The sequence below is a fragment of the Pseudomonas sp. MDT1-16 genome (genome assembly GCF_054898115.1).
This window is the reverse complement of record NZ_CM142717.1, coordinates 4,463,575-4,484,378: the sequence shown is the minus strand read 5'-3', so window position 1 is coordinate 4,484,378 and position 20,804 is coordinate 4,463,575. Positions and strand designations below refer to the sequence as shown.

Genomic DNA, 20,804 nt, shown 5'->3' with positions numbered 1-20,804 from the left:
GCATAAGGTCTGAACCATGAGTTTGCTCAATATCGGGATGTCGGGTCTGGCCGCTGGCCAATCGTCGTTGATGACTACGGGTAACAACATCGCCAACGTCGATACCGCGGGTTACTCGCGTCAGCAGACCGTGCAGGGCACCAAAGCCTCGCAGCAGTTCGGCAATGTCTACATCGGTACCGGCACGACCCTGGCCGATGTACGCCGGGTGTACAACAGCTACCTCGATGCTCAGTTGCAGACCACCACTTCGCTCAACAGTGATTCGGCCGCGTACCTGGGCCAGGTCACGCCGCTGGACAAACTGCTGTCGGACAGCAGCACCGGCCTCAATGGCGCACTGACCAAGTTTTTCGCCTCGGTGCAGAACGTAAACGCCAAGCCGGGTGACGATGCTTCCCGCCAATTGCTGCTCAGCGATGCCCAGGCCTTGAGCAACCGTTTCAATTCGGTGTCCAGCCAGTTGAACGCGCAGAACGCGAACATCAACGGCAACCTGACGAACATGGCCGATCAGGTCAACAAGCTGGCCGCCACCGTGGCGCAGTTGAACCAGAAGATTACCGAGATTTCCAGCTCTGGCGGCATGCCGAACGAGCTGCTCGACGCCCGTAACGAGACTGTACGCCAGCTCTCGACCTTTACCGGCGCGCAGATCGTCGAACGCGAAGGCAATGTCGATATCTACTTGGGCAGCGGCCAGCCGCTGGTGATTGGTAACACCGTCAACAAACTCGAAGTCGTGCCGGGCAAAGACGATCCGGGACGGTTATCGCTGCAGCTCAATCGTGGCTCCAGCACCATCGATATCACGTCGATCATGACCGGCGGCGAAATCGGCGGCTTGCTGCGTTATCGCAGCACCGTGCTGGACCCGGCCATGAACGAACTGGGCCGTGTGGCGCTGGTCGTCGCCGATCAGATGAACAGTATTCAGGCCAAGGGTATCGACAAGAACGGTGACTTCGGCTCGAACCTGTTCAACAGCATCAACAGTGCCGCGCAGATGGCTCAGCGTAGCATCGCCTCCGGCAATAACAGCGTAGGCTCGGGCAATTTCGATGTCAGCATCGAAGACACTGGCAAGCTGGCCATCAACGATTACAAGGTGACGTTCACCAGCGCCACTGACTACACCGTGCAGCGCCTGCCAGACAATACGCCTGTGGGCAGCTTCAGCACGACGACCACACCGGCGCCGGTGATTGATGGTTTCTCCTTGAAGCTTACCGGTGGCACCGCGGCTGCAGGCGATACCTTCAAGATTACCCCGACCCGCAACGCGGCCGCCAACATCAAGACCGAGATGACCGACTCCAAACGTCTGGCCATCGCGGCACCGTTGGGCGCGGCAATTGCAGCGAGCGGCAGTGGCAGCGGCACCCTGACGATCCCGGCCAGCGGTCAACCGACCCTGACCACCCAGTTCGATATCTACGACGCGGCGACCACCACCGCGATGCAGAACGGCCTGAAAAACTCCACGCCGACCAAGGTGGTATTTGGTGCGGTGTCCGCCGACGGCACCAGCCAGACCTACCAGTTCATGGATGCCAAGGGCGGGTTGATCAGCAGCGGCACCATCAAGCCAGGTGAGAGCAACACCCTGAACCTGAGCATTCCGCTCAAGGATGCCACGGGTGCGCCGATCCCGCCTGCGCCTGCCACTCAGTACACCGCGACCTTCAGCATGACCTTCGCCGGTGCCCCGAGCAACGGCGCGGCAATTAACGTCTCGCTCAGTCAGCCGGGCAGCCTGGACAATCGTAACGGCACCACACTGGCCGGCTTGCAGACCGCGCAGACCGTGGACACCGGCTCCGCCAGCAAAGGTATTTCCCTGAACGACGCTTACGGCAAACTGGTCGAAGGCGTTGGCTCCAAGGCCGCCCAGGGCAAGCTCGACAGCGCCGCGACCTCAGCCATCCTGGCGAACGCCAAAGGTGCGCGCGACTCGCTTTCGGGTGTCGACCTCGATGAGGAAACCGGCAACCTGGTCAAGTATCAGCAGTACTACACCGCCTCTTCGCAGATCATCAAGGCTGCGCAGGAAATCTTCAGCACACTGATCAACAGCATTTAAGGAGTCGTAGCCCATGCGCATTTCTACCGCCCAGTTTTACGAGTCCTCGGCTGCCAATTACCAGAAGAACTTCGCCAACGCAATCAAGAGTAGCGAAGAGGCCAGCAGCCTGGTTCGCGTCAACACGGCCGCCGATGATCCGGTCGGCGCCTCGCGTCTGTTGCAATTAGGCCAGCAGGCTTCGATGCTCGATCAGTTCTCGAACAACATGACAACGATCAAAGCCACGCTTGGCCAGACTGAAGCGGTCATGACCAGTATCGGCAACGTGCTGCAACGCGCCAAGGAACTGGCCCTGAGTGCCGGCAACGCCGGTTATACCGATTCCGACCGTCAGGCCAATGCTTCGGAGCTCAGCCAGATCGAAGAGCAGCTGTTGAGCCTGATGAACACTAAGGACGAAAATGGCAAATACATTTTCGCCGGTTCCAAGGGTGATACCGTTCCGTTCTCGCGCAATACCGACGGCACCTACAGCTATAACGGTGATCAGGTCACGCTGGACCTGCCGATTGGCGATACCCAGTCGATGGCCACCAACAGCACCGGTTGGGCTGTGTTCCAGCAAGCCATCAACACCAGTCGCACGCAGACCACAATGACTTCGCCCACGGCGCTGGTCGATGGCGGTCGCGTGGTGCTTTCCAATGGTCAGGTAGGTTCCGACGTGACCTACAACGCCAAATTCCGCAGTGGCGAACCCTACACTGTGAATTTCCTGACCCCCACACAGCTGGAAATCAGAGACTCGTTGGGCACCGACGTCACGTCCGAAGTCAGCGGGAACGGCGTGTTCAACTCTACCGGCGGTGCGGCTACCCAGACGATCAGTTTCCGTGGCGTTGATCTGAAGTTGAACATCAACCTGAAGCCTGGCGACGTTCCGGCGACCGTGTTCGGCAATGCCTACAGTTTCACCCTGGCGGCCAAGCCGGACAGCTTCAATGCGTCGCGCAGTCCAGGCAACCTGTCTACCGAAGTAGTCACCAACACGAGCATCACCAACAGTGCCGCCTATCACGCCAGCTTTCCGGAGGGCGAGGCGATTCTCAAGTTCACCAGTCCCACGGCTTTCGACTTGTATGCCGCGCCTCTGACCGCGAACAGCAAGCCGGTTTCCAGCGGCGTTCTGGCGGGCAACGTCGCCACCGCATCGGGTGTCGCCTTCACGCTGAGCGGCGTGCCGGCGCCGTCGATGCTTGCCGGTGACCAGTTCTCTGTCACGGTCAACACTCACCAGACGCAGAATGTTCTAGACACCGTCAACCAGCTGAAAACCGCGCTGTCGACGCCGACCAACAACGATCCGCTGGCCATTCAAAAACTCAACGCAGCCATTGGTTCGGGCATCGGCAACCTGGCCAGCGGCATTGATCAGTTGACCTCCGGCATCAGCTCCGTGGGTGGTCGCGGTGCGTCGCTGACGACTCAGACCGATATCAACCAGAGCCTGACGATGGCCAACACGCAGACCCAAGGGGCGATCCGTGATTCGGACCCGGCCACGGTGATGACCCGCCTGACCTTGCAGCAAACCATGTTGCAGGCCTCACAACTGGCGTTCAGCAAAATCGCTCAGTTGGGGTTGTTCAACAAAATCTGAGTCAAGGCCTTCGCGCTATGGGCACGAAGGTTCAATACACCCGAGTGCAAACCGTCATTTTTCAGCGGTTCAGGGCTGCTCCACTCGTTCCAGAGTGAGCGCCCGCCGCTCGCGAGTTCCCCTGCCGTGAAACCAGCTCCTCTTGTCAGCATCGCCATTCCCGCCTACAACCCGCTGTACTTTCAGGCAGCGCTGCAAAGTGCTCTGAATCAGACCTATGCGTCGCTTGAAGTGATCGTGTGTGACGACAGCGACAGCGACGAAATCCATGAGCTGGTCCAGGCCTGCACGGTGCCGCAAACCGTGACATTGCGTTATGTGCGCAATGAACAACGCCTGGGGTTCAAGGGGAATCTGATGGTCTGCGCCGAGCAGGCAACCGGGGAGTATCTCAAGCTTCTCTGTGATGACGATCAGTTGCTGCCTGAGAGCATTACCCGTCAGGTGCAGGGTTTCATTGACCATGACGACGTGAATCTGGTGATTGCTCAGCGTCAGTATTGCGACGGCGATTACCTTCTGCTTCCCGAGCGTCTGGAGAACTCCAGCTTTGTCTCGGGAGATACGCTGTTCAAGGGTGAAGACCTGCTGGATGTGCTGGAAAGCACGGCCATGAACTTCCTCAGCAATTTGAGTGGCGCGCTGATGCGTACTCATCAGGTGCTGGAGTATCTGCCCGCATTGACCCAGGTCGGCGAAGGGTTTGTCGCCCGTCTCGATTTCGCCTTGTTTGTCTGCCTGTTGCGTCGTGGCAATCTGGCGGTATTGGGACAGGTGCTCAGCTTCGAACGCTTGCACCCGGCGCGCATGAGCAATCAATTGGAGGTCCAACAGGCCGTGGCGGTCGAGCTCGGTTGGCTGACCCAAATGCTGGCGGTGCGCAGCGGCGAACCGGCGCCAGCGCCGGGACATGTGCGCTATATCGATCTGGCCAGTGCCGCCCTCGGTGAACCGTATGACTGGGAGGAAATGCCCCTGAGTCGTTCGTTGGGCTTTACCGCGACCATGATCCGTTCACGGGTCGGTGAAAACTGTGACAGCTTTGTCGATGTGTATCAGCAATGGTTGGCCTGTCGAACCCTGAATCCGGCCCAGCAGCGCCTGCTGCCCACGCGCCTTGCGTCGTGGTCATGGCGCCCGCGCATTGTTCCTGTGGTGATTGATGCCGACGCCGACGAAGCGGCACTCGGCGTCACCCTGGACAGCATCGAACGGCAGGTCTATGTCGCTGAAACGGTGCGGGTGCTCTCCAGTGAAAAGCGTACCGGTGCCCAGGCAGGCAATGTGATCCGCGTGGGCTTGCAGGGCGATGGCCTTGAACAGCTCAATGGCCTGCTGATGCAGACGGACAGTGCGGACTGGTTCTATCTTCTACGGGCCGGTGATCGCCTGAATGAACTGGCCTTGCTGCTTTTGGCCGAGCGAATGGTCGAGAGTGCCGACGCGCTGTGTATCTACAGCGATGAAGGCGGCTTGCGCAATGATGTGTCGGTCGAGCCGATCTTCAAGTCCGATTTCAATCTGGACCTGTTGCGCAGTTATCCCTATATCGGGCGGACACTGGCCATTCAGCGCCAGCGCTTTGTCGACGCAGGCGGTTTCAACCCGGACTTCGGTGAACTCAGCCCACATGATCTGGTTTGGCGGCTCGTTGAAAACCATGGCGCACATGTCATCGAGCATGTCGCCCAAGTACTGGTCGAGTCCTCGTTCGGCCTGTCGCAATGGCTCGCTCTGCCGCAGGTGACCGAGCAAAACCCCCGTGTGCTGACCGCGCACCTTGATCGTATCGGTGCTGTACACGAGGTCCGGCAGGGCAATGTGCCGCTGATCAACCGCATTGACTATCAGCATGGCGTTCAGCCACTGGTGTCCATTGTGGTAGTGGCCCAGGATCAGCTCGGTCGGCTTCAACGTTGCATCGAAAGTGTGCTGGAGCACACGGCCTATGCTCATTACGAATTGTTGATCGTCGACAACGCAAGCACCTCGATCGAAACGGGGGACTGGCTGGCCGCCATGTCGCAAATGGGCGGCGAAAAACTGCGCGTGCTGCGCTGCGATTACCCCGATAACCCGGCTGCGGCGCAGAACTTCGCCGTTGCTCAGGCGCGCGGCGAGTATGTGCTGTTGCTCAGCCCCGATAGCCTGATCGTCAACCGCCTCTGGCTTGGGGAGTTGCTGAATCACGGCTTGCGTCCGGAGGTGGGAGTCGTCGGTGGCCGAATGGTCAGCCCTCAGGGGCGTATCGGTGGTTCGGCCCTGATCTTGGGGATGCGTGGACCTGTAGGCGTGCCTTGGCGCGGGGAAGTGGTGACGACCACGGGTTACATGCAGCGCCAGCAGGCGGTGCAGAATTTAAGCGCTGTGAGCACTGAATGTCTGCTGATCCGTAAGCAGGTATTCGATGAGCTTCAGGGGTTTGACGAGCATGCCTTTCCCCACATGCTCAACGGTCCGGACTTCTGCCTGCGCGTCAGGCAGAAGGGCTATCTGGTGGTCTGGACGCCCTATGCCGAATCGGTCAGGGTGACTGCCGAGGCGCCGAGCGGTTCGGTGGTGTCAGAGCTGGTGTCTGAGCAGAAGCGTTTTTATCAGCGTTGGCTGCCGATCATCGCAAGAGATCCGGCGTACAACGTCAACCTGAGCCTCAACACCAATAATTTCAGCCTTGAGCCGGGTTTCAAGAGCGACTGGAATCCGTTCGCCCGTCACCTGCTGCCGCGGGTGCTGGCGATTCCGATCAATGAGACTGCAGTGGGTCATTACCGCGTCACCCAACCGTTTCTCGAGCTGGAAGCTGCGGGTCAAGTGCTCGGTAATCTTGCGTTCCATACACCTTCGGACATTGAGCTGGAACGCCAGTCGCCCGACGTCATCATTCTGCAAGGGCGCTACAGTGAGGGCGCAGTGAATGAAGTGGAGCGGGTCAGAAACAGCTCCCGGGCGTTCCGGATCTTTGAGCTCGATGACTATGTCATCGACGTTCCGAAGAAAAACGCTCACGTGCGCAAGGCCACCGTTGGCGTTGAGCAAATCGTGCGGCGTGCAATTGGGCTGTGTGACCGGGTAGTGGTGTCGACCCAGCCGCTGGCCGATGCTCTTAAAGGCATGCATGACGATATTCGCGTGGTGCCGAACATGCTCGCTCCGCATCTGTGGACCGGTCTGAGCAGCCAGCGACGTACGTCACGTAAGCCGAGAGTAGGTTGGGGTGGGGGGACCAGTCATGATGGGGATCTGGCGATCATTGCCGATGTCGTTCGCCTGCTGGCGGATGAAGTGGAATGGGTGTTCTTCGGTATGTGCCCACCGGCACTCAAGCCTTTCGTGCATGAATTCCATCCCGCCGTTGGCCTGCAGGCTTACCCCGCCAAACTGGCAAGCCTAAACCTTGATCTGGCTTTGGCGCCGTTGGAGTTTCACATCTTCAACGACTGCAAGAGCAACTTGCGCCTGTTGGAATATGGCGCGTGCGGTTACCCGGTGATCTGCACGGACACCGAGGCTTATCGGGGTTACCTGCCGTGTACCAAGGTGGTGAGCAACAGTACCGAAGAATGGCTTGAGGCAATCCGTATGCACCTGGCTGACCCGGACGCGAGTTATCGCATGGGCGACGCGCTGCGTGAGGAAGTGCTGCGCGACTATATGTTGCGGGGTAACAACCTGAATTATTGGGCTGAGGGTTGGTTGCCGAGCTGATCCAGGGGTTCTATTGCGATCGGGTACGTATCCGTTTCTGCGGTAACGGCTGCTGACGGTTCCGCTTTTACAGCGGGTCACTTGGAAAAGCGCCAAGTAACCAAATGCTTTCGCCCCTGACGTACGGTGCCTCGCCTGGGCTTGGCATGCCCTCTCTCCGGTCCTGCTCCGTGGGCCCGCCGCCATCGGCCATCCATGGCCCAGAGTGTGTAAAAACAGGCTCAAGCATCGTCGGCGCGTAGCGCCGACGAGTGTTGGCTGACTCATTTGAGCCTAAAGCGTTCTTCGTCGCTCCAGCCCCTTCTCAAGGCCGCTAACAACGCGTTACAGCCCGTCAATTGGGCAAAAAGGGCCTTTTCAGGCCGACAGCGCTTTCATTAGATTCTGCGCACCGAGGATTTTCATCACCCGCTTCAAGTTATAAGCGAGCACGTTCAAACTCATTTCGGCGCTCACCCCGGCTAATCGTCGCGTCAGGAAATGGGTTGCACCCATCCATTGTTTCAGCGTCCCGAAGGGATGCTCGACCGTTCGCTTGCGGATGCTCATCATCTGCGGCGCATTGTCCAGGCGAACCTGCATCTCCTCCAGCACCGCCTCATGCTCCCAGCGACGAACCTTTCGCTCTCTGGCCGGCGTGCATTGCGCTTTTATCGAGCAGGCCCGGCAGTTGGAACTCCAGTAACTGTCCAGCTTCTTGCCTTTATCAACGTAAGAGGAGCGCCAAATCAGCACTTCCTTGGCGGGGCAGATGTACACATTTTTGTCTGCGTCGTAGACGAAAACATCATTGTTGAAGCGTCCATTGAATTTGGCGCGCGAGCTCAGCGTCTTCGGCACATAAGCGGTAATTCCTGCCTCGTGACAGGCTAGGATTTCCCCGCTTTTGAAGTACCCTCGGTCAGCCACCACCGACAACGATTCGAGTTTCATCGCCTCACGGGCCTGCTGGGCCATCGAGCTGAGCTGATCACGGTCGTGACCCACATTGGTCACCTCGTGCGCGACGATCAGATGGTGCTTGGTATCGACCGCCGTCTGCACGTTGTAACCCACGATTCCATTACCGCTCGTCATCATGGAGCGGGCGTCCGGGTCGGTCAGCGAGATCTGTTTGTCCGGCGATGCTTCAAGCTGTATTTCAATCTCCTGAAGCGCCTTCATCTGCTCCTTCAGTTTGGCGATTTTCTCTTCCAAGCCGCCTTTAGGCCCAGAGGGCTTGGGCTCTTCCCGATCAGCCGCATCCAGCGCCGTTAGATAACGGGCAATGCTCGATTCGATTTCTTCCATCCGCCGCTTCAGTTTGGCGCTGGTGAAATTGCGGTCGCGGTGGTTCACCGCCTTGAATTTACTGCCGTCGATGGCGACGAAATTTTCCGAGAAAAGCCCCAACTGCTGACACAGCACAACAAACTGACGGCAGACGCCTCGAATGGCCTTGCCGTTGTCTTTGCGGAAGTTGGCGATGGTCTTGAAATCCGGCATCAAGCGACCGGTAAGCCACATCAGCTCGACGTTACGCTGCGCCTCACGTTCAAGGCGCCGGCTCGACTGGATGCGGTTTAGATAGCCGTAGATGTAGATCTTCAGCATGACTGCGGGGTGGTAAGCGGGTCGGCCAGTTTCAGCAGGGATAGCGCTTTCAAAACCCAAGGTGATCAGGTCGAGCTCGTCGACGAAGACATCGACTACACGCACCGGATTGGTGTCGCTGACGTAATCGTCCAGGCTCTCGGGGAGCAAGGTACTTTGACCTCGGTGTTCGCCTTGGATGAAGCGTTTCATGGGCAACCCTTGCGATGAAATCCTGGGGAATCATAGCAAGGGTTTGCTTGGGTGTTTTGACACACTCTGGGCCGGGGGCGGCTACCGCGGCATCCTTGCCGCGGTGCCCACTACGCAGAACCTCCACTCGGCCTTCCGACGGGGCAGATCAAGATCAAAAGCAAAGCAAAGCAAAGCAAAGCAAAGCAACGGCAGGATCAACAGCTTCGCGAGCAGGCTCGCTCCCACAAGAAATCGGCGTACGGCTTTCGCTCTTCACCACTCATTAGGCCGAGCGTTAGCTCGCCTGCAGCTTTTGATTTTGACGCACCGCCCCCTCGAGAGGCCGAGTGGAGGTTCTGCGCAGTGGGCAACCCGGCATGGATGCCGGGTTAGCCGCCCCCGGCCCAGAGTGTGTCAAAACACCCAAGCAAACCCTTGCTATGATTCCCCAGGATTTCATCGCAAGGGTTGCCCATGAAACGCTTCATCCAAGGCGAACACCGAGGTCAAAGTACCTTGCTCCCCGAGAGCCTGGACGATTACGTCAGCGACACCAATCCGGTGCGTGTAGTCGATGTCTTCGTCGACGAGCTCGACCTGATCACCTTGGGTTTTGAAAGCGCTATCCCTGCTGAAACTGGCCGACCCGCTTACCACCCCGCAGTCATGCTGAAGATCTACATCTACGGCTATCTAAACCGCATCCAGTCGAGCCGGCGCCTTGAACGTGAGGCGCAGCGTAACGTCGAGCTGATGTGGCTTACCGGTCGCTTGATGCCGGATTTCAAGACCATCGCCAACTTCCGCAAAGACAACGGCAAGGCCATTCGAGGCGTCTGCCGTCAGTTTGTTGTGCTGTGTCAGCAGTTGGGGCTTTTCTCGGAAAATTTCGTCGCCATCGACGGCAGTAAATTCAAGGCGGTGAACCACCGCGACCGCAATTTCACCAGCGCCAAACTGAAGCGGCGGATGGAAGAAATCGAATCGAGCATTGCCCGTTATCTAACGGCGCTGGATGCGGCTGATCGGGAAGAGCCCAAGCCCTCTGGGCCTAAAGGCGGCTTGGAAGAGAAAATCGCCAAACTGAAGGAGCAGATGAAGGCGCTTCAGGAGATTGAAATACAGCTTGAAGCATCGCCGGACAAACAGATCTCGCTGACCGACCCGGACGCCCGCTCCATGATGACGAGCGGTAATGGAATCGTGGGTTACAACGTGCAGACGGCGGTCGATACCAAGCACCATCTGATCGTCGCGCACGAGGTGACCAATGTGGGTCACGACCGTGATCAGCTCAGCTCGATGGCCCAGCAGGCCCGTGAGGCGATGAAACTCGAATCGTTGTCGGTGGTGGCTGACCGAGGGTACTTCAAAAGCGGGGAAATCCTAGCCTGTCACGAGGCAGGAATTACCGCTTATGTGCCGAAGACGCTGAGCTCGCGCGCCAAATTCAATGGACGCTTCAACAATGATGTTTTCGTCTACGACGCAGACAAAAATGTGTACATCTGCCCCGCCAAGGAAGTGCTGATTTGGCGCTCCTCTTACGTTGATAAAGGCAAGAAGCTGGACAGTTACTGGAGTTCCAACTGCCGGGCCTGCTCGATAAAAGCGCAATGCACGCCGGCCAGAGAGCGAAAGGTTCGTCGCTGGGAGCATGAGGCGGTGCTGGAGGAGATGCAGGTTCGCCTGGACAATGCGCCGCAGATGATGAGCATCCGCAAGCGAACGGTCGAGCATCCCTTCGGGACGCTGAAACAATGGATGGGTGCAACCCATTTCCTGACGCGACGATTAGCCGGGGTGAGCGCCGAAATGAGTTTGAACGTGCTCGCTTATAACTTGAAGCGGGTGATGAAAATCCTCGGTGCGCAGAATCTAATGAAAGCGCTGTCGGCCTGAAAAGGCCCTTTTTGCCCAATTGACGGGCTGTAACGCGTTGTTAGCGGCCTTGAGAAGGGGCTGGAGCGACGAAGAACGCTTTAGGCTCAAATGAGTCAGCCAACACTCGTCGGCGCTACGCGCCGACGATGCTTGAGCCTGTTTTTACACACTCTGGGCCATGGATGGCCGATGGCGGCGGGCCCACGGAGCAGGACCGGAGAGAGGGCATGCCGAGCCCAGGCGAGGCACCGAACGAAAGGGGCAAGAGCGCTTTGGTTACTTTCGCGCTTTTCGAAAGTGACTCGCTGTAAAAGCGAAACCGTCAGCAGCCGTTACCGCAGAAACGGATATGTACCCCAACCCCAACCCCCAGCTATCAGCTACCAGCCGAGTGAACAGCATCAGGCCTTCAATACCTGGTTCTTTCGTCTCAGCGCTCGCCCACCGCACTGAAAGAGCTGGCGCGTTTCCTGCAAGTCCCCCCGATATCGCCATAAAACGAGCACTTCCGGTGAATCCAGAAGCGCCCTGAGAGGCATTGAAGGTTTTATCCAGAAGGCCTGCAAAAGCTTGATACAGCTTGGCTGAGCCCTGTGACGAACAAGAGGGGAGACGATGAAGGCAGTTATTTTGGCGGGCGGCCTGGGCACGCGCATCAGTGAGGAGTCGCACCTCAAACCCAAGCCGATGATTGAAATCGGCGGCAAGCCAATTCTCTGGCACATCATGAAGCAGTACTCCGCTCACGGGATTCATGACTTCGTGATTTGCCTGGGTTACAAGGGCTATGCAATCAAGGACTTCTTCGCCAACTACTTCCTGCACACCTCTGACGTCACCTTCGATATGTGCAACAACCGCATGGACGTTCACCAGAACTACAGCGAGCCGTGGCGCGTCACGCTCATCGATACCGGTGACGAAACCATGACCGGTGGCCGTTTGCGTCGCGCCAGCCGCTATCTTGAAAACGAAGAAGCGTTCTGCTTCACCTACGGCGACGGGGTGTCCGATTTGAACATCGGTGCTCTGGTGGATTTTCACCTGTCTCATGGCAAGCAGGCCACGGTCACGGCGGTGCAGCCACCTGGCCGCTACGGTGCGCTGGATCGTGAGGGCGATCGGGTGTTGGGGTTCACTGAAAAACCGCGCGGTGATGGTGGCTGGATCAACGGAGGCTTCTTTGTGTTGTCACCCAAGGTTCTGCCACTGATTAATGGCGATGAAACCTCGTGGGAGTCAGGCCCTCTCGACGTCCTTGCCGGGCGGGGTGAGTTGATGGCCTTCCAGCACGATGGCTTCTGGCAGCCGATGGATACTCTGCGCGACAAAAACCATCTTGAGGCGTTGTGGCAGACAGGGGAGGCCCCATGGAAGCAATGGGACTGAGCCCGGAATTTTGGCGCGGCAAGCGAGTTTTGTTGACCGGTCACACTGGTTTCAAAGGCAGTTGGCTGACGTTGTGGCTGCAAAGTCTGGGCGCGAAGGTCAGCGGGTTTTCGCTTGATCCATCCACCGAGCCGAATCTGTTCGGCCTGGCGCAGGTGGCCGAAGGCATAAATGATCAGCGCGGCGACCTGCGTGACTTGGGCGCCCTGCTGGAACTGATCGCCGATACCCAACCAGAAATCGTCCTGCACCTGGCGGCTCAGCCCTTGGTACGCGAAGGTTATCGAGACCCGCTGGGGACGTACTCCAGCAACGTCATGGGCACCCTCAATCTGCTCGAAGCGATCCGTCAGGTCGGCGGCGTGCGTGCGTGCGTGCTGGTGACCACCGACAAGGTTTACGCGAACAAAGAATGGCTCTGGCCGTACCGCGAAGACGAAGCCCTCGGCGGACACGATCCTTACAGCAGCAGCAAGGCCTGCTGCGAGTTGCTGGCGCAGTCTTACGCCGCTTCGTTCTTCCCGGCCGAAAAGTATGCCGAGCACGGTTTGGCCCTGGCCACAGCCCGGGCCGGTAACGTATTGGGTGGTGGTGACTTCGCGCCGGAACGGTTGATTCCCGACGTACTCAAGGCTTGGTCCGCAAACGAGCCTGTGACCCTGCGCTACCCGCAAGCCGTGCGCCCCTGGCAGCACGCGCTGGAACCACTGGCTGGTTACCTGCAACTGGCCGCCGGCCTCTATGAAAAAGGTCCCGAGTTTGCCGGCGCCTGGAACTTCGGCCCGAGCGAAGCGGACATGTGCAGCGTCGGCGAAGTCGTCGAATTGCTCGCCAACCGCTGGCCACAAGCGCGCGGATTGCGCATCGAACCGAGTGATCTGCACGAAGCAGGCCTGTTGCGCCTGGACAGCAGCCGCGCCCGACAACTGTTGGGCTGGCAACCGCGCTGGTCGTTGCAGCAATGCCTGACCCAGACCCTCGATTGGCACCTGGCCTGGCAAAACGGCGACGACATGCGTGACGTCACCTTGGGCCAGTTGAACCTGTACCGAGGCGCGCTGTGAGCGAATTCTTATTGAAAGCGCTGCCGCTGACGGGCTTGTTCAGCGTGCAGCACAAACGCTTCGAAGACGATCGCGGGCACTTCGCCCGGTTGTTCTGCGAGGGCAGCCTGAGTGCCTTCGGCCAAGCGTTTTCCATTCGCCAGATCAACCATTCCTGCATCCGCGCACGCGGGAGTGTGCGTGGCTTGCATTACCAGAATGCCAACGCGCCGGAAGCCAAGCTGATCACCTGCCTGCGCGGTGAAGTTTGGGATATGGCGGTGGACTTGCGGCCCGACTCCTCAACATTCCTGCACTGGCACGCCGAACACCTGCGCGCTGGCGACGGTCGCAGCTTGCTCATTCCTGCCGGATTTGCCCACGGCTTCCAGACCCTGACCGACGACGCCGAATTGCTTTATCTGCACAGCGCCGACTATGCGCCGGAGCACGAAGGCGGTTTGTCGGTGAACGATCCACGGCTGGCGATTGCTTGGCCGCTGCCTGTCAATAATCTGTCAGCCAGGGACGCCAGCCATCCCTTGCTGGATGAACGCTTCGCTGGAGTGCGTCTATGAACTGTCGTGGTTGCGGAACTCCTTTGGCCTTGCCGCTGATCGACCTCGGCACGTCGCCGCCGTCGAACGCTTACGTACGTGCCGATCAGCTGGAACAGGCCGAACAATGGGTGCCACTGAAGGTCGCGGTGTGTCAGCAGTGCTGGTTGGTGCAAACCGAGGATTACACCCGTGCCGACAGCCTGTTCGACGCTGAGTATGCTTATTTCAGTTCGTTTTCCAGCACCTGGCTGGCGCATGCTGATCACTACGTTGCCGCGATGGTCGAGCGCTTCGGCCTGACCGCCGACAGCCATGTGGTGGAAATCGCTGCCAACGACGGTTACCTGTTGCAGTACGTCGCCGGTCGCGGCATCCCTTGCCTGGGCGTTGAACCGACCCGCAGCACCGCGCAAGCGGCGCGCGAAAAGGGCCTGGAAATCCGCGAGTTGTTCTTCGGCCGTCACACCGCTGCGCAATTGCTCGGCGAAGGCTGGTCTGCGGACCTGATGGCTGCCAACAACGTGTTGGCCCACGTGCCGGACATCAATGATTTCCTCGGCGGCTTTGCGACCTTGCTCAAGCCGACTGGCGTAGCGACGTTCGAGTTTCCGCAACTGCTGACGCTGATGGCCGGGCAACAGTTCGACACGCTGTATCACGAGCACTATTCCTACCTGTCCCTGACCGCCGTGCATACATTGTGCGAACGCAACGGTCTGGAAGTGTTCGACGTCAGTCAGCTGTCGACCCATGGCGGTTCGTTGCGGGTGTTCGTGCAGCGTGCTGACGGGCTTCGTCGCGAAGTGCAGCCCGCGGTTGCGCTTCAATTGCAGGCCGAAATCGTTGCCGGGGTGAAAACCCCCGAGTACTACTCGACCCTTGCGCCAGTCGCCGAGGGCATCAAGCACCAATTGCTGCGCTTTCTGTTGCAGGCGAAAGCCGATGGCAAACGAGTGGTCGGTTACGGCGCCGCCGCCAAGGGCAACACGTTGCTCAACTACGCCGGGGTCAAGCCTGATCTGTTGGCCTGGGTCGCCGACGCCAATCCGCATAAACAGGGCAAATTTTTGCCTGGCAGCCGGATTCCGGTGGTTTCACCCGAGCGTATCGCCCTCGAACAGCCCGACTACATCCTGGTTCTGCCATGGAACCTGTTGACGGAAATCACCCAGCAATTCGCCTCGGTCAAAGAGTGGGGCGCACAGTTTGTCGTTGCCGTTCCGGAGTTGAGTATTCAATGAGCAGAATTCACTACACCAAACCGAGTGTCGGCGAACTGGAAGCCCGGTATGCCCTGGATGCCGTACAGAATGGTTGGGGCGCGCGTTGCTACGAATACCTGACGCGTTTCGAGCACGGGTTTGCCGAGCACCTTGGTGCGACCTACGCCATCGCGACTTCAAGCTGCACTGGCGCGCTGCACATGGGCATGGCGGCGCTGGGCATCGGCGCGGGTGATGAAGTGATCCTGGCCAACACCAACTGGATCGCTTCGGCGGCACCGATCACGTATCTGGGCGCTACGCCGGTATTTGTCGATGTTCTGCCAGATAGCTGGTGCCTGGATCCGCAACTTGTCAGGCGTGCAATTACCCCCAAGACCAAAGCCATTCTCGCGGTTCACCTTTACGGCAACCTGTGTGACATGGATGCATTGTTGGCGATTGGTCGCGAACACGGTATTGCGGTCATCGAAGACGCTGCCGAAGCCATCGGCTCGCAGTGGCGCGGCAAGGCTGCCGGTTCGATGGGGGCGTTCGGTGCGTTTTCATTCCATGGCACCAAAACCATGACCACCGGCGAGGGCGGCATTTTTGTCACGTCGGATAAAGCCTTGTACGAGCGTGTCCTGACCTTGTCCAACCATGGTCGTGTCGCGGGCAGCACCAAACAATTCTGGCCGGAGTTCATTGGCTTCAAATACAAGATGAGCAACTTGCAGGCTGCCGTCGGCTGCGCTCAGGTCGAGCGGATCGATGAGCTGATCGAACGCAAACGGACGATATTCGCCAATTACGCCCACGCGCTGTCATCGCTGTCGGGTGTTTCGCTGAACCCGGAGCCTGCCCATGCCCGCAACGGTTACTGGATGCCCACGGTGGTATTCGATGCCGGGACCGGGATTCATCGCGACGAGATGATCGCCGCGTTCCAGGCTGCCGATATCGACGCCCGGGTGTTCTTCTGGCCACTGTCGTCGTTGCCCATGTTCAGCGAGCATGTGGTCGACACGCCGGTTTCGTTTGCCTTGCCGGAGCGTGCGTTCAACCTGCCGAGTTATCACGACATGACGAACGCCGATCAGGCGCGCGTGGTGGATGTGGTACGTGCGCTGCTGGCAAAAAGGCAATCGCTGTGAAGATGTACTTGCTGGGTGCGGCGAACCCGGAAGCGGTGCGCATGCTGCACGCGGTGAAGCGCAGCACGCCGAACGTCGAGTTTGCGTTTCTGGACAATGACCCGGGCAAACAGGGCACTTTGTTTTATGGCGTGCCGGTTATTGGCGGTTCCGGGCTGGTGAGTGAACTTAAAGGGCCGGACGTGTGTTTCGTCAACCTGATCACCGGCAGCACCCGACTGCGCTACGAGACCACCCGCCAACTGGTGGAGGCCGGTGCCACGCTGGGCCAGTTCGTCCACCCCGGCATCGACCTGACCATGATTCGCATGGGGCAGGGCAGTTATCTGCAGGAAGGCGTACTCATGCAGGCCGAGGTGACGCTGGGCGACAACACTAGCATCAGCGCCGGCAGTGTGGTGGGGCATGAAGGCCAAATCGGCCACTCGGTGTTCATGGCGCCCGGCGTGTGCATCGCCGGTTGCGTGGAGATCGGCGACGGAACATTTATCGGCACCAATGCCACCATTCTTCCGCGGTTGCGCATCGGCCGCTGGGTGACCATCGGCGCCGGTGCCGTCGTCACCAAAGATGTCCCGGATTATTCAGTCGTGGCGGGCAATCCCGCCAGGATCATCAAGACCAACGTGGTGCCTTACCCCGACGGTAGGGTCTTCAAGTAACCCGTTTCCCTATTTTTTTGGAGCGTTGCAATGAATCCCCATGAGCAGTTTCGCGAAGAAGTAAAAGACAACATCGAAGGCCTGAAAAAGGACAAGGCGTTGCAAGCCGAGTCGCTGGAATGGGTCGGCACAACGGCCAAGCACAAGTACACCTACAACTTCAGCTGGATGGGGCGGCCGATCATTCAGTTCCCGCAGGACATGGTCGCCATGCAGGAAATCATCTGGAACCTGCGTCCGGACGTGATCGTTGAAACCGGTATCGCCCACGGCGGGTCGTTGGTGTTTTACGCCTCGATCCTGGAACTGATGGGCCATGGTGAAGTGCTGGGTGTCGACATCGATATCCGCCAGCACAACCGCGAAGCGATCGAAGCTCACCCGATGAGCAAACGCATCCGGATGATTCAGGGTTCGAGCATCGATACTGCCATTGTCGACCAGGTGCGCGAGCGTATCCAGGGCAAGAAAGTGCTGGTGGTACTCGACTCCAATCACACCCACGAACACGTACTCGAAGAGCTGCGCCTGTATGCACCGATGGTCTCGGTGGGCAGTTATTGCGTGGTCATGGACACCGTGGTCGAAGACATGCCGGAAGATGCGTTCCCGGACCGTCCGTGGGGCAAGGGTGACAACCCGAAAACCGCGGTCTGGGCCTACCTGGAAGAGAACCGTGATTTCGAGATCGACCAGGCAATTCACAGCAAGCTGCTGATCACTGTCGCGCCAGATGGCTACTTGCGCCGAGTGCGCTAAGCGGCAACTTCATTCGAGTTTTCATCAGGCAATCAGTCAGTGGTGGGGAAGGTTATGCAAGGCATTTACGGTTCAGAAAACACGTTGTCCCTGAGTGAGCTGTTCACTCTGGTGCTGATTACGCACAATCGTCCGGCGTTCTTGCGTCGGGCATTGCAGTTCTACAGCACGCTGCCTTGCAAGATCCTGGTCCTCGATTCATCAGCCATCGCGCTGGAAGGCGCGGCTACGGTTGCGGACACCATCGACTATCGGCACTTGCCGCAATTTGGCTACTGGGGAATCCAGTCCAAACTGGCGTACGGCGTCGAGCAGGTTACTACTCCATACATGGTCTTCGCCTCCGACGATGATTTTCTGTTGCACGGTGCCCTCACCGAGTCGGTGAGCTTCCTCGAAGCCAACCCCGACTACGGTCTGTGCCATGGCTATTGTCTGATGTACCTGACCCACTCCAACTATGTGCAGTACTACCGTCGTGACAAGAAAGTACACGAGGACTACAACGCCGAGCGCGGTCAGGATCGTGTCCTGGATTTCATGAGCCAGTACATTCCGCCGTTCTACGCGGTCCACCGCACCTCGCTGCTGCGTGACTGGTATGAAGCGATGCCTGAAGGCACGATCTTCCAATGGCAGGAAATCGGTCATGCCTACTACATGCTGGCACGGGCCAAGGCGCGGATTCTCCCGACGCCGTATGTGGTGCGTGAGGTCAACTACGGTCGATCGGATCACAACACCGAGATCATGACGACCTTGAGCTTCAAGGACGCCCGCTCTGTCGCCGACCGCGAGCGCTTTGCCGGGTTTCTGGCGTCGCTACCGACTGGCATCAGCGGTCTGGACGAAAAGCAGACCGCAGAGGTTGCTCTGCAAAGCTTCGCCACCCTGGCCGAGAGCCTGACAACCCGTAACGCGTTGACCATCGAGCCGATTTTCGAGTCCTACTGGAAAGATCCGACGTTGGGGCCGAAGCGGGTCTTTGGCGCTGAGCAATACGTCGAAATGCCGTTCTACAACAGCGCGTTCTTCGAACAACTCACGCAGTGCGAATTTTTGCTGCATGCGATGCCGGCCGGGCGCTTGCAACTCGAAGAAATGGAAGGCGCATTGCTCAAGCAAGAGGCCTTGCAGCGCACCTACTCCAATGACAGTTCGGCGACGATCCAGAACCGTCTGCTTGAAGCCGTTCAGCTGGGGGCCTTCAACCGTCGGGTGCTGCAAAAGCTTGGGCAGCAGCTCCAGCAGATGGATGAGCCCGCTGATGCCCAGGTGCTGACCGACTGGGTTCAGCGTCTGGACAGCGTGCCGATCTTCGACAGTCGCCAGTTACTCGACACGATGCCATCGGGACGTCTGCACAACTGGCTGCAAGCCCGGCAACCGAACGACACCGTGGTGAGGAAAATCAACCAGCACCTGGCGGCCAACGAAGGGGGGCCTCAGTTCGGCATTCTGCTGCTCGATCTGGACGCAGACATGGACAAACTCCAGATTACTCTGGATAGCCTCATGGAGAGTGCGTTCCGGGCGTTCAAGGTGGTGGTCTTCACCACGGGCGACTTGCCGGCGGTCACCACGGCACAAAACACGCTGCATTTCGTCAAGGTCACGGCGGCCAATTACGTTGATAAACTGAACCAGATCGCTCGTCAGTCGACGTCGGACTGGTTGCTGCTGGGCGAGGCGGGCGACGAGTTCACCGCTGCCGGTTTCTTGCGTGCCAGTCTCGAGTTGCAGAACGCCGAGGGTTGCCGTGCGGTGGCGATGGACGAAATTCATCGCCAGGCCAATGGCACGCTGGTCGATGTGTTCCGGCCAGCCTTCAACCTCGACCTGTTGCAGAGCATGCCGGCACTCGTCGCGCGGCACTGGCTGATTCGCCGCGAAGCGCTGGTGGAGGTCGGCGGTTTTACCCGCGAACTCACCTCGGCACTTGAGTTCGACCTGCTGCTGCGCTTGATCGAAACCGGTGGCGTGGCCGGCCTTGCCCATTTGGCCGAGCCGTTGCTGATCACCGCCGCACCCGAGCTGACAGCCAATGACCATGAGCGTCAGACGTTGGTTCGTCATTTGGCGACGCGCGGTTATCAGGCCCAGGTCAACGCCGAAGTGTCGGGTGGTTACAGTATCGACTACCGTCATGCCGGTCGCCCGAAGGTGTCGATCATCATCCATAGCCAGGACAACCTCGAGCACTTGCAGCGCTGCCTGGTCAGCGTTTTGCAACGCACACGCTATCAACATAACGAAATCGTCATTGCCGATAACCACAGCCAGTCCACCGAGCTGCTCGCCTGGCTCGACAGCCTGGAGAAAAACGGCGCAGACCGGATTCGTCTGGTCAAGACAACGCAACGCCTGAGCACGTCGGCCCTGATCAACCTGGCCGCCGAGGAGGCGCAGGGTGAATACCTGGTGCTGCTGGCGGCGGACGCCGAAGTGGTCAACGCGAACTGGATCGAGGCGTTACTCAATCAGGCCCAGCGTCCCGAAGTCGGGGTGGTTGGCGCCAAATTGCTGGACCGCGAAGGCAGTGTCACCGGTGCCGGCCTGATTCTGGGGCTCAACGGCGAGATCGCTTCGCCCTTCATCGGCGAGAAAATGGAGGCGCCGGGCTACATGCGCAGACTGCTCGTCGAACAGAATTACTCGGCCGTCTCCGGTGCGTGCCTGATGATTCGCAAGGAGGTTTTCGTTGCCCTCGGCGGACTGGATCGTGAGCATTTCGATGAGGTGTACGCCGATGTCGATCTCTGCCTGAAAGTTGCCGACGCCGGTTTGCTCACGGTGTGGACGCCGCAGGTTCAGATTGCCCACCCGGGCGTTTTGCCGAACGATCCTCAGGCAGTGGCAGCCTTGCGCGACAAGTGGCAGGCGCGCTTTGCGCACGACGAGGCTTACAACAACAACCTGGCCTTGACCGGCAAGGGCTTTGCCCTGGGTGAAGCAGCCCCGGTGAACTGGGCGCAGTTGCTCGCATAAGC

General features: G+C 58.9%; 13 protein-coding genes. 12 read left to right on the top strand and 1 reads right to left on the bottom strand.

Features of this window, described 5'->3' with window-relative positions; genetic code table 11:
* Nucleotides 1-16 precede the first annotated feature (16 nt).
* The 3 genes from flgK to ACYZT3_RS20550 all read left to right on the top strand — a co-directional run bounded on the left by flgK (nucleotide 17) and on the right by ACYZT3_RS20550 (nucleotide 7,391).
* On the top strand, nucleotides 17-2,083 hold the full coding sequence (flgK, locus tag ACYZT3_RS20560; protein WP_462030585.1) for a flagellar hook-associated protein FlgK: 2,067 nt from the start codon (nucleotides 17-19) through the stop codon (nucleotides 2,081-2,083).
* Nucleotides 2,084-2,096: 13 nt separating this feature from the next.
* Nucleotides 2,097-3,686: a flagellar hook-associated protein 3 gene (locus tag ACYZT3_RS20555; protein ID WP_462030584.1), complete on the top strand. Its 1,590-nt coding sequence runs from the start codon at nucleotides 2,097-2,099 to the stop codon at nucleotides 3,684-3,686.
* A 126-nt stretch (nucleotides 3,687-3,812) separates the two neighbouring features.
* Complete coding sequence (locus ACYZT3_RS20550; protein WP_462030583.1) at nucleotides 3,813-7,391, top strand: glycosyltransferase; 3,579 nt, start codon at nucleotides 3,813-3,815, stop codon at nucleotides 7,389-7,391.
* A gap of 357 nt (nucleotides 7,392-7,748) precedes the next feature.
* Here ACYZT3_RS20550 and ACYZT3_RS20545 read toward each other — a convergent pair whose 3' ends face one another.
* Complete coding sequence (locus ACYZT3_RS20545; RefSeq protein WP_282383490.1) at nucleotides 7,749-9,176, bottom strand: IS1182 family transposase; 1,428 nt, start codon at nucleotides 9,174-9,176, stop codon at nucleotides 7,749-7,751.
* A 456-nt stretch (nucleotides 9,177-9,632) separates the two neighbouring features.
* Between ACYZT3_RS20545 and ACYZT3_RS20540 the strand changes: the two genes are divergently transcribed.
* The 9 genes from ACYZT3_RS20540 (at nucleotide 9,633) to ACYZT3_RS20500 (ending at nucleotide 20,802) form a co-directional block, all read left to right on the top strand.
* On the top strand, nucleotides 9,633-11,060 hold the full coding sequence (locus ACYZT3_RS20540) for an IS1182 family transposase (protein WP_282383490.1): 1,428 nt from the start codon (nucleotides 9,633-9,635) through the stop codon (nucleotides 11,058-11,060).
* A 597-nt stretch (nucleotides 11,061-11,657) separates the two neighbouring features.
* Nucleotides 11,658-12,431 carry a glucose-1-phosphate cytidylyltransferase gene (gene rfbF / locus ACYZT3_RS20535; protein ID WP_282377456.1) on the top strand — a complete coding sequence of 258 codons (774 nt, stop codon included), beginning with the start codon at nucleotides 11,658-11,660 and terminating at the stop codon, nucleotides 12,429-12,431.
* Nucleotides 12,413-13,495 (top strand): CDP-glucose 4,6-dehydratase, encoded by a 1,083-nt coding sequence (rfbG, locus tag ACYZT3_RS20530; protein WP_462030582.1) that lies wholly within the window; start codon nucleotides 12,413-12,415, stop codon nucleotides 13,493-13,495. The genes rfbF and rfbG overlap by 19 nt, the downstream gene beginning before the upstream one ends.
* Nucleotides 13,492-14,052: a dTDP-4-dehydrorhamnose 3,5-epimerase family protein gene (locus ACYZT3_RS20525; RefSeq protein WP_462030581.1), complete on the top strand. Its 561-nt coding sequence runs from the start codon at nucleotides 13,492-13,494 to the stop codon at nucleotides 14,050-14,052. The genes rfbG and ACYZT3_RS20525 overlap by 4 nt, the downstream gene beginning before the upstream one ends.
* Entirely contained in the window at nucleotides 14,049-15,275 is a 1,227-nt protein-coding gene (locus ACYZT3_RS20520; RefSeq protein WP_462030580.1) for a methyltransferase domain-containing protein, read from the top strand. Before ACYZT3_RS20525 ends, ACYZT3_RS20520 begins: the two co-directional genes overlap by 4 nt.
* A complete protein-coding gene (locus tag ACYZT3_RS20515) occupies nucleotides 15,272-16,393 on the top strand; it encodes a DegT/DnrJ/EryC1/StrS family aminotransferase (RefSeq protein WP_282377461.1) in 1,122 nt (373 codons plus the stop codon). Before ACYZT3_RS20520 ends, ACYZT3_RS20515 begins: the two co-directional genes overlap by 4 nt.
* Nucleotides 16,390-17,055: an acetyltransferase gene (locus tag ACYZT3_RS20510; protein WP_282377462.1), complete on the top strand. Its 666-nt coding sequence runs from the start codon at nucleotides 16,390-16,392 to the stop codon at nucleotides 17,053-17,055. The genes ACYZT3_RS20515 and ACYZT3_RS20510 overlap by 4 nt, the downstream gene beginning before the upstream one ends.
* A gap of 30 nt (nucleotides 17,056-17,085) precedes the next feature.
* A complete protein-coding gene (locus ACYZT3_RS20505; protein WP_282377463.1) occupies nucleotides 17,086-17,814 on the top strand; it encodes a cephalosporin hydroxylase family protein in 729 nt (242 codons plus the stop codon).
* Nucleotides 17,815-17,868: 54 nt separating this feature from the next.
* Nucleotides 17,869-20,802: a glycosyltransferase family 2 protein gene (locus tag ACYZT3_RS20500; RefSeq protein WP_462030579.1), complete on the top strand. Its 2,934-nt coding sequence runs from the start codon at nucleotides 17,869-17,871 to the stop codon at nucleotides 20,800-20,802.
* The last annotated feature ends 2 nt before the right edge of the window (nucleotides 20,803-20,804 follow it).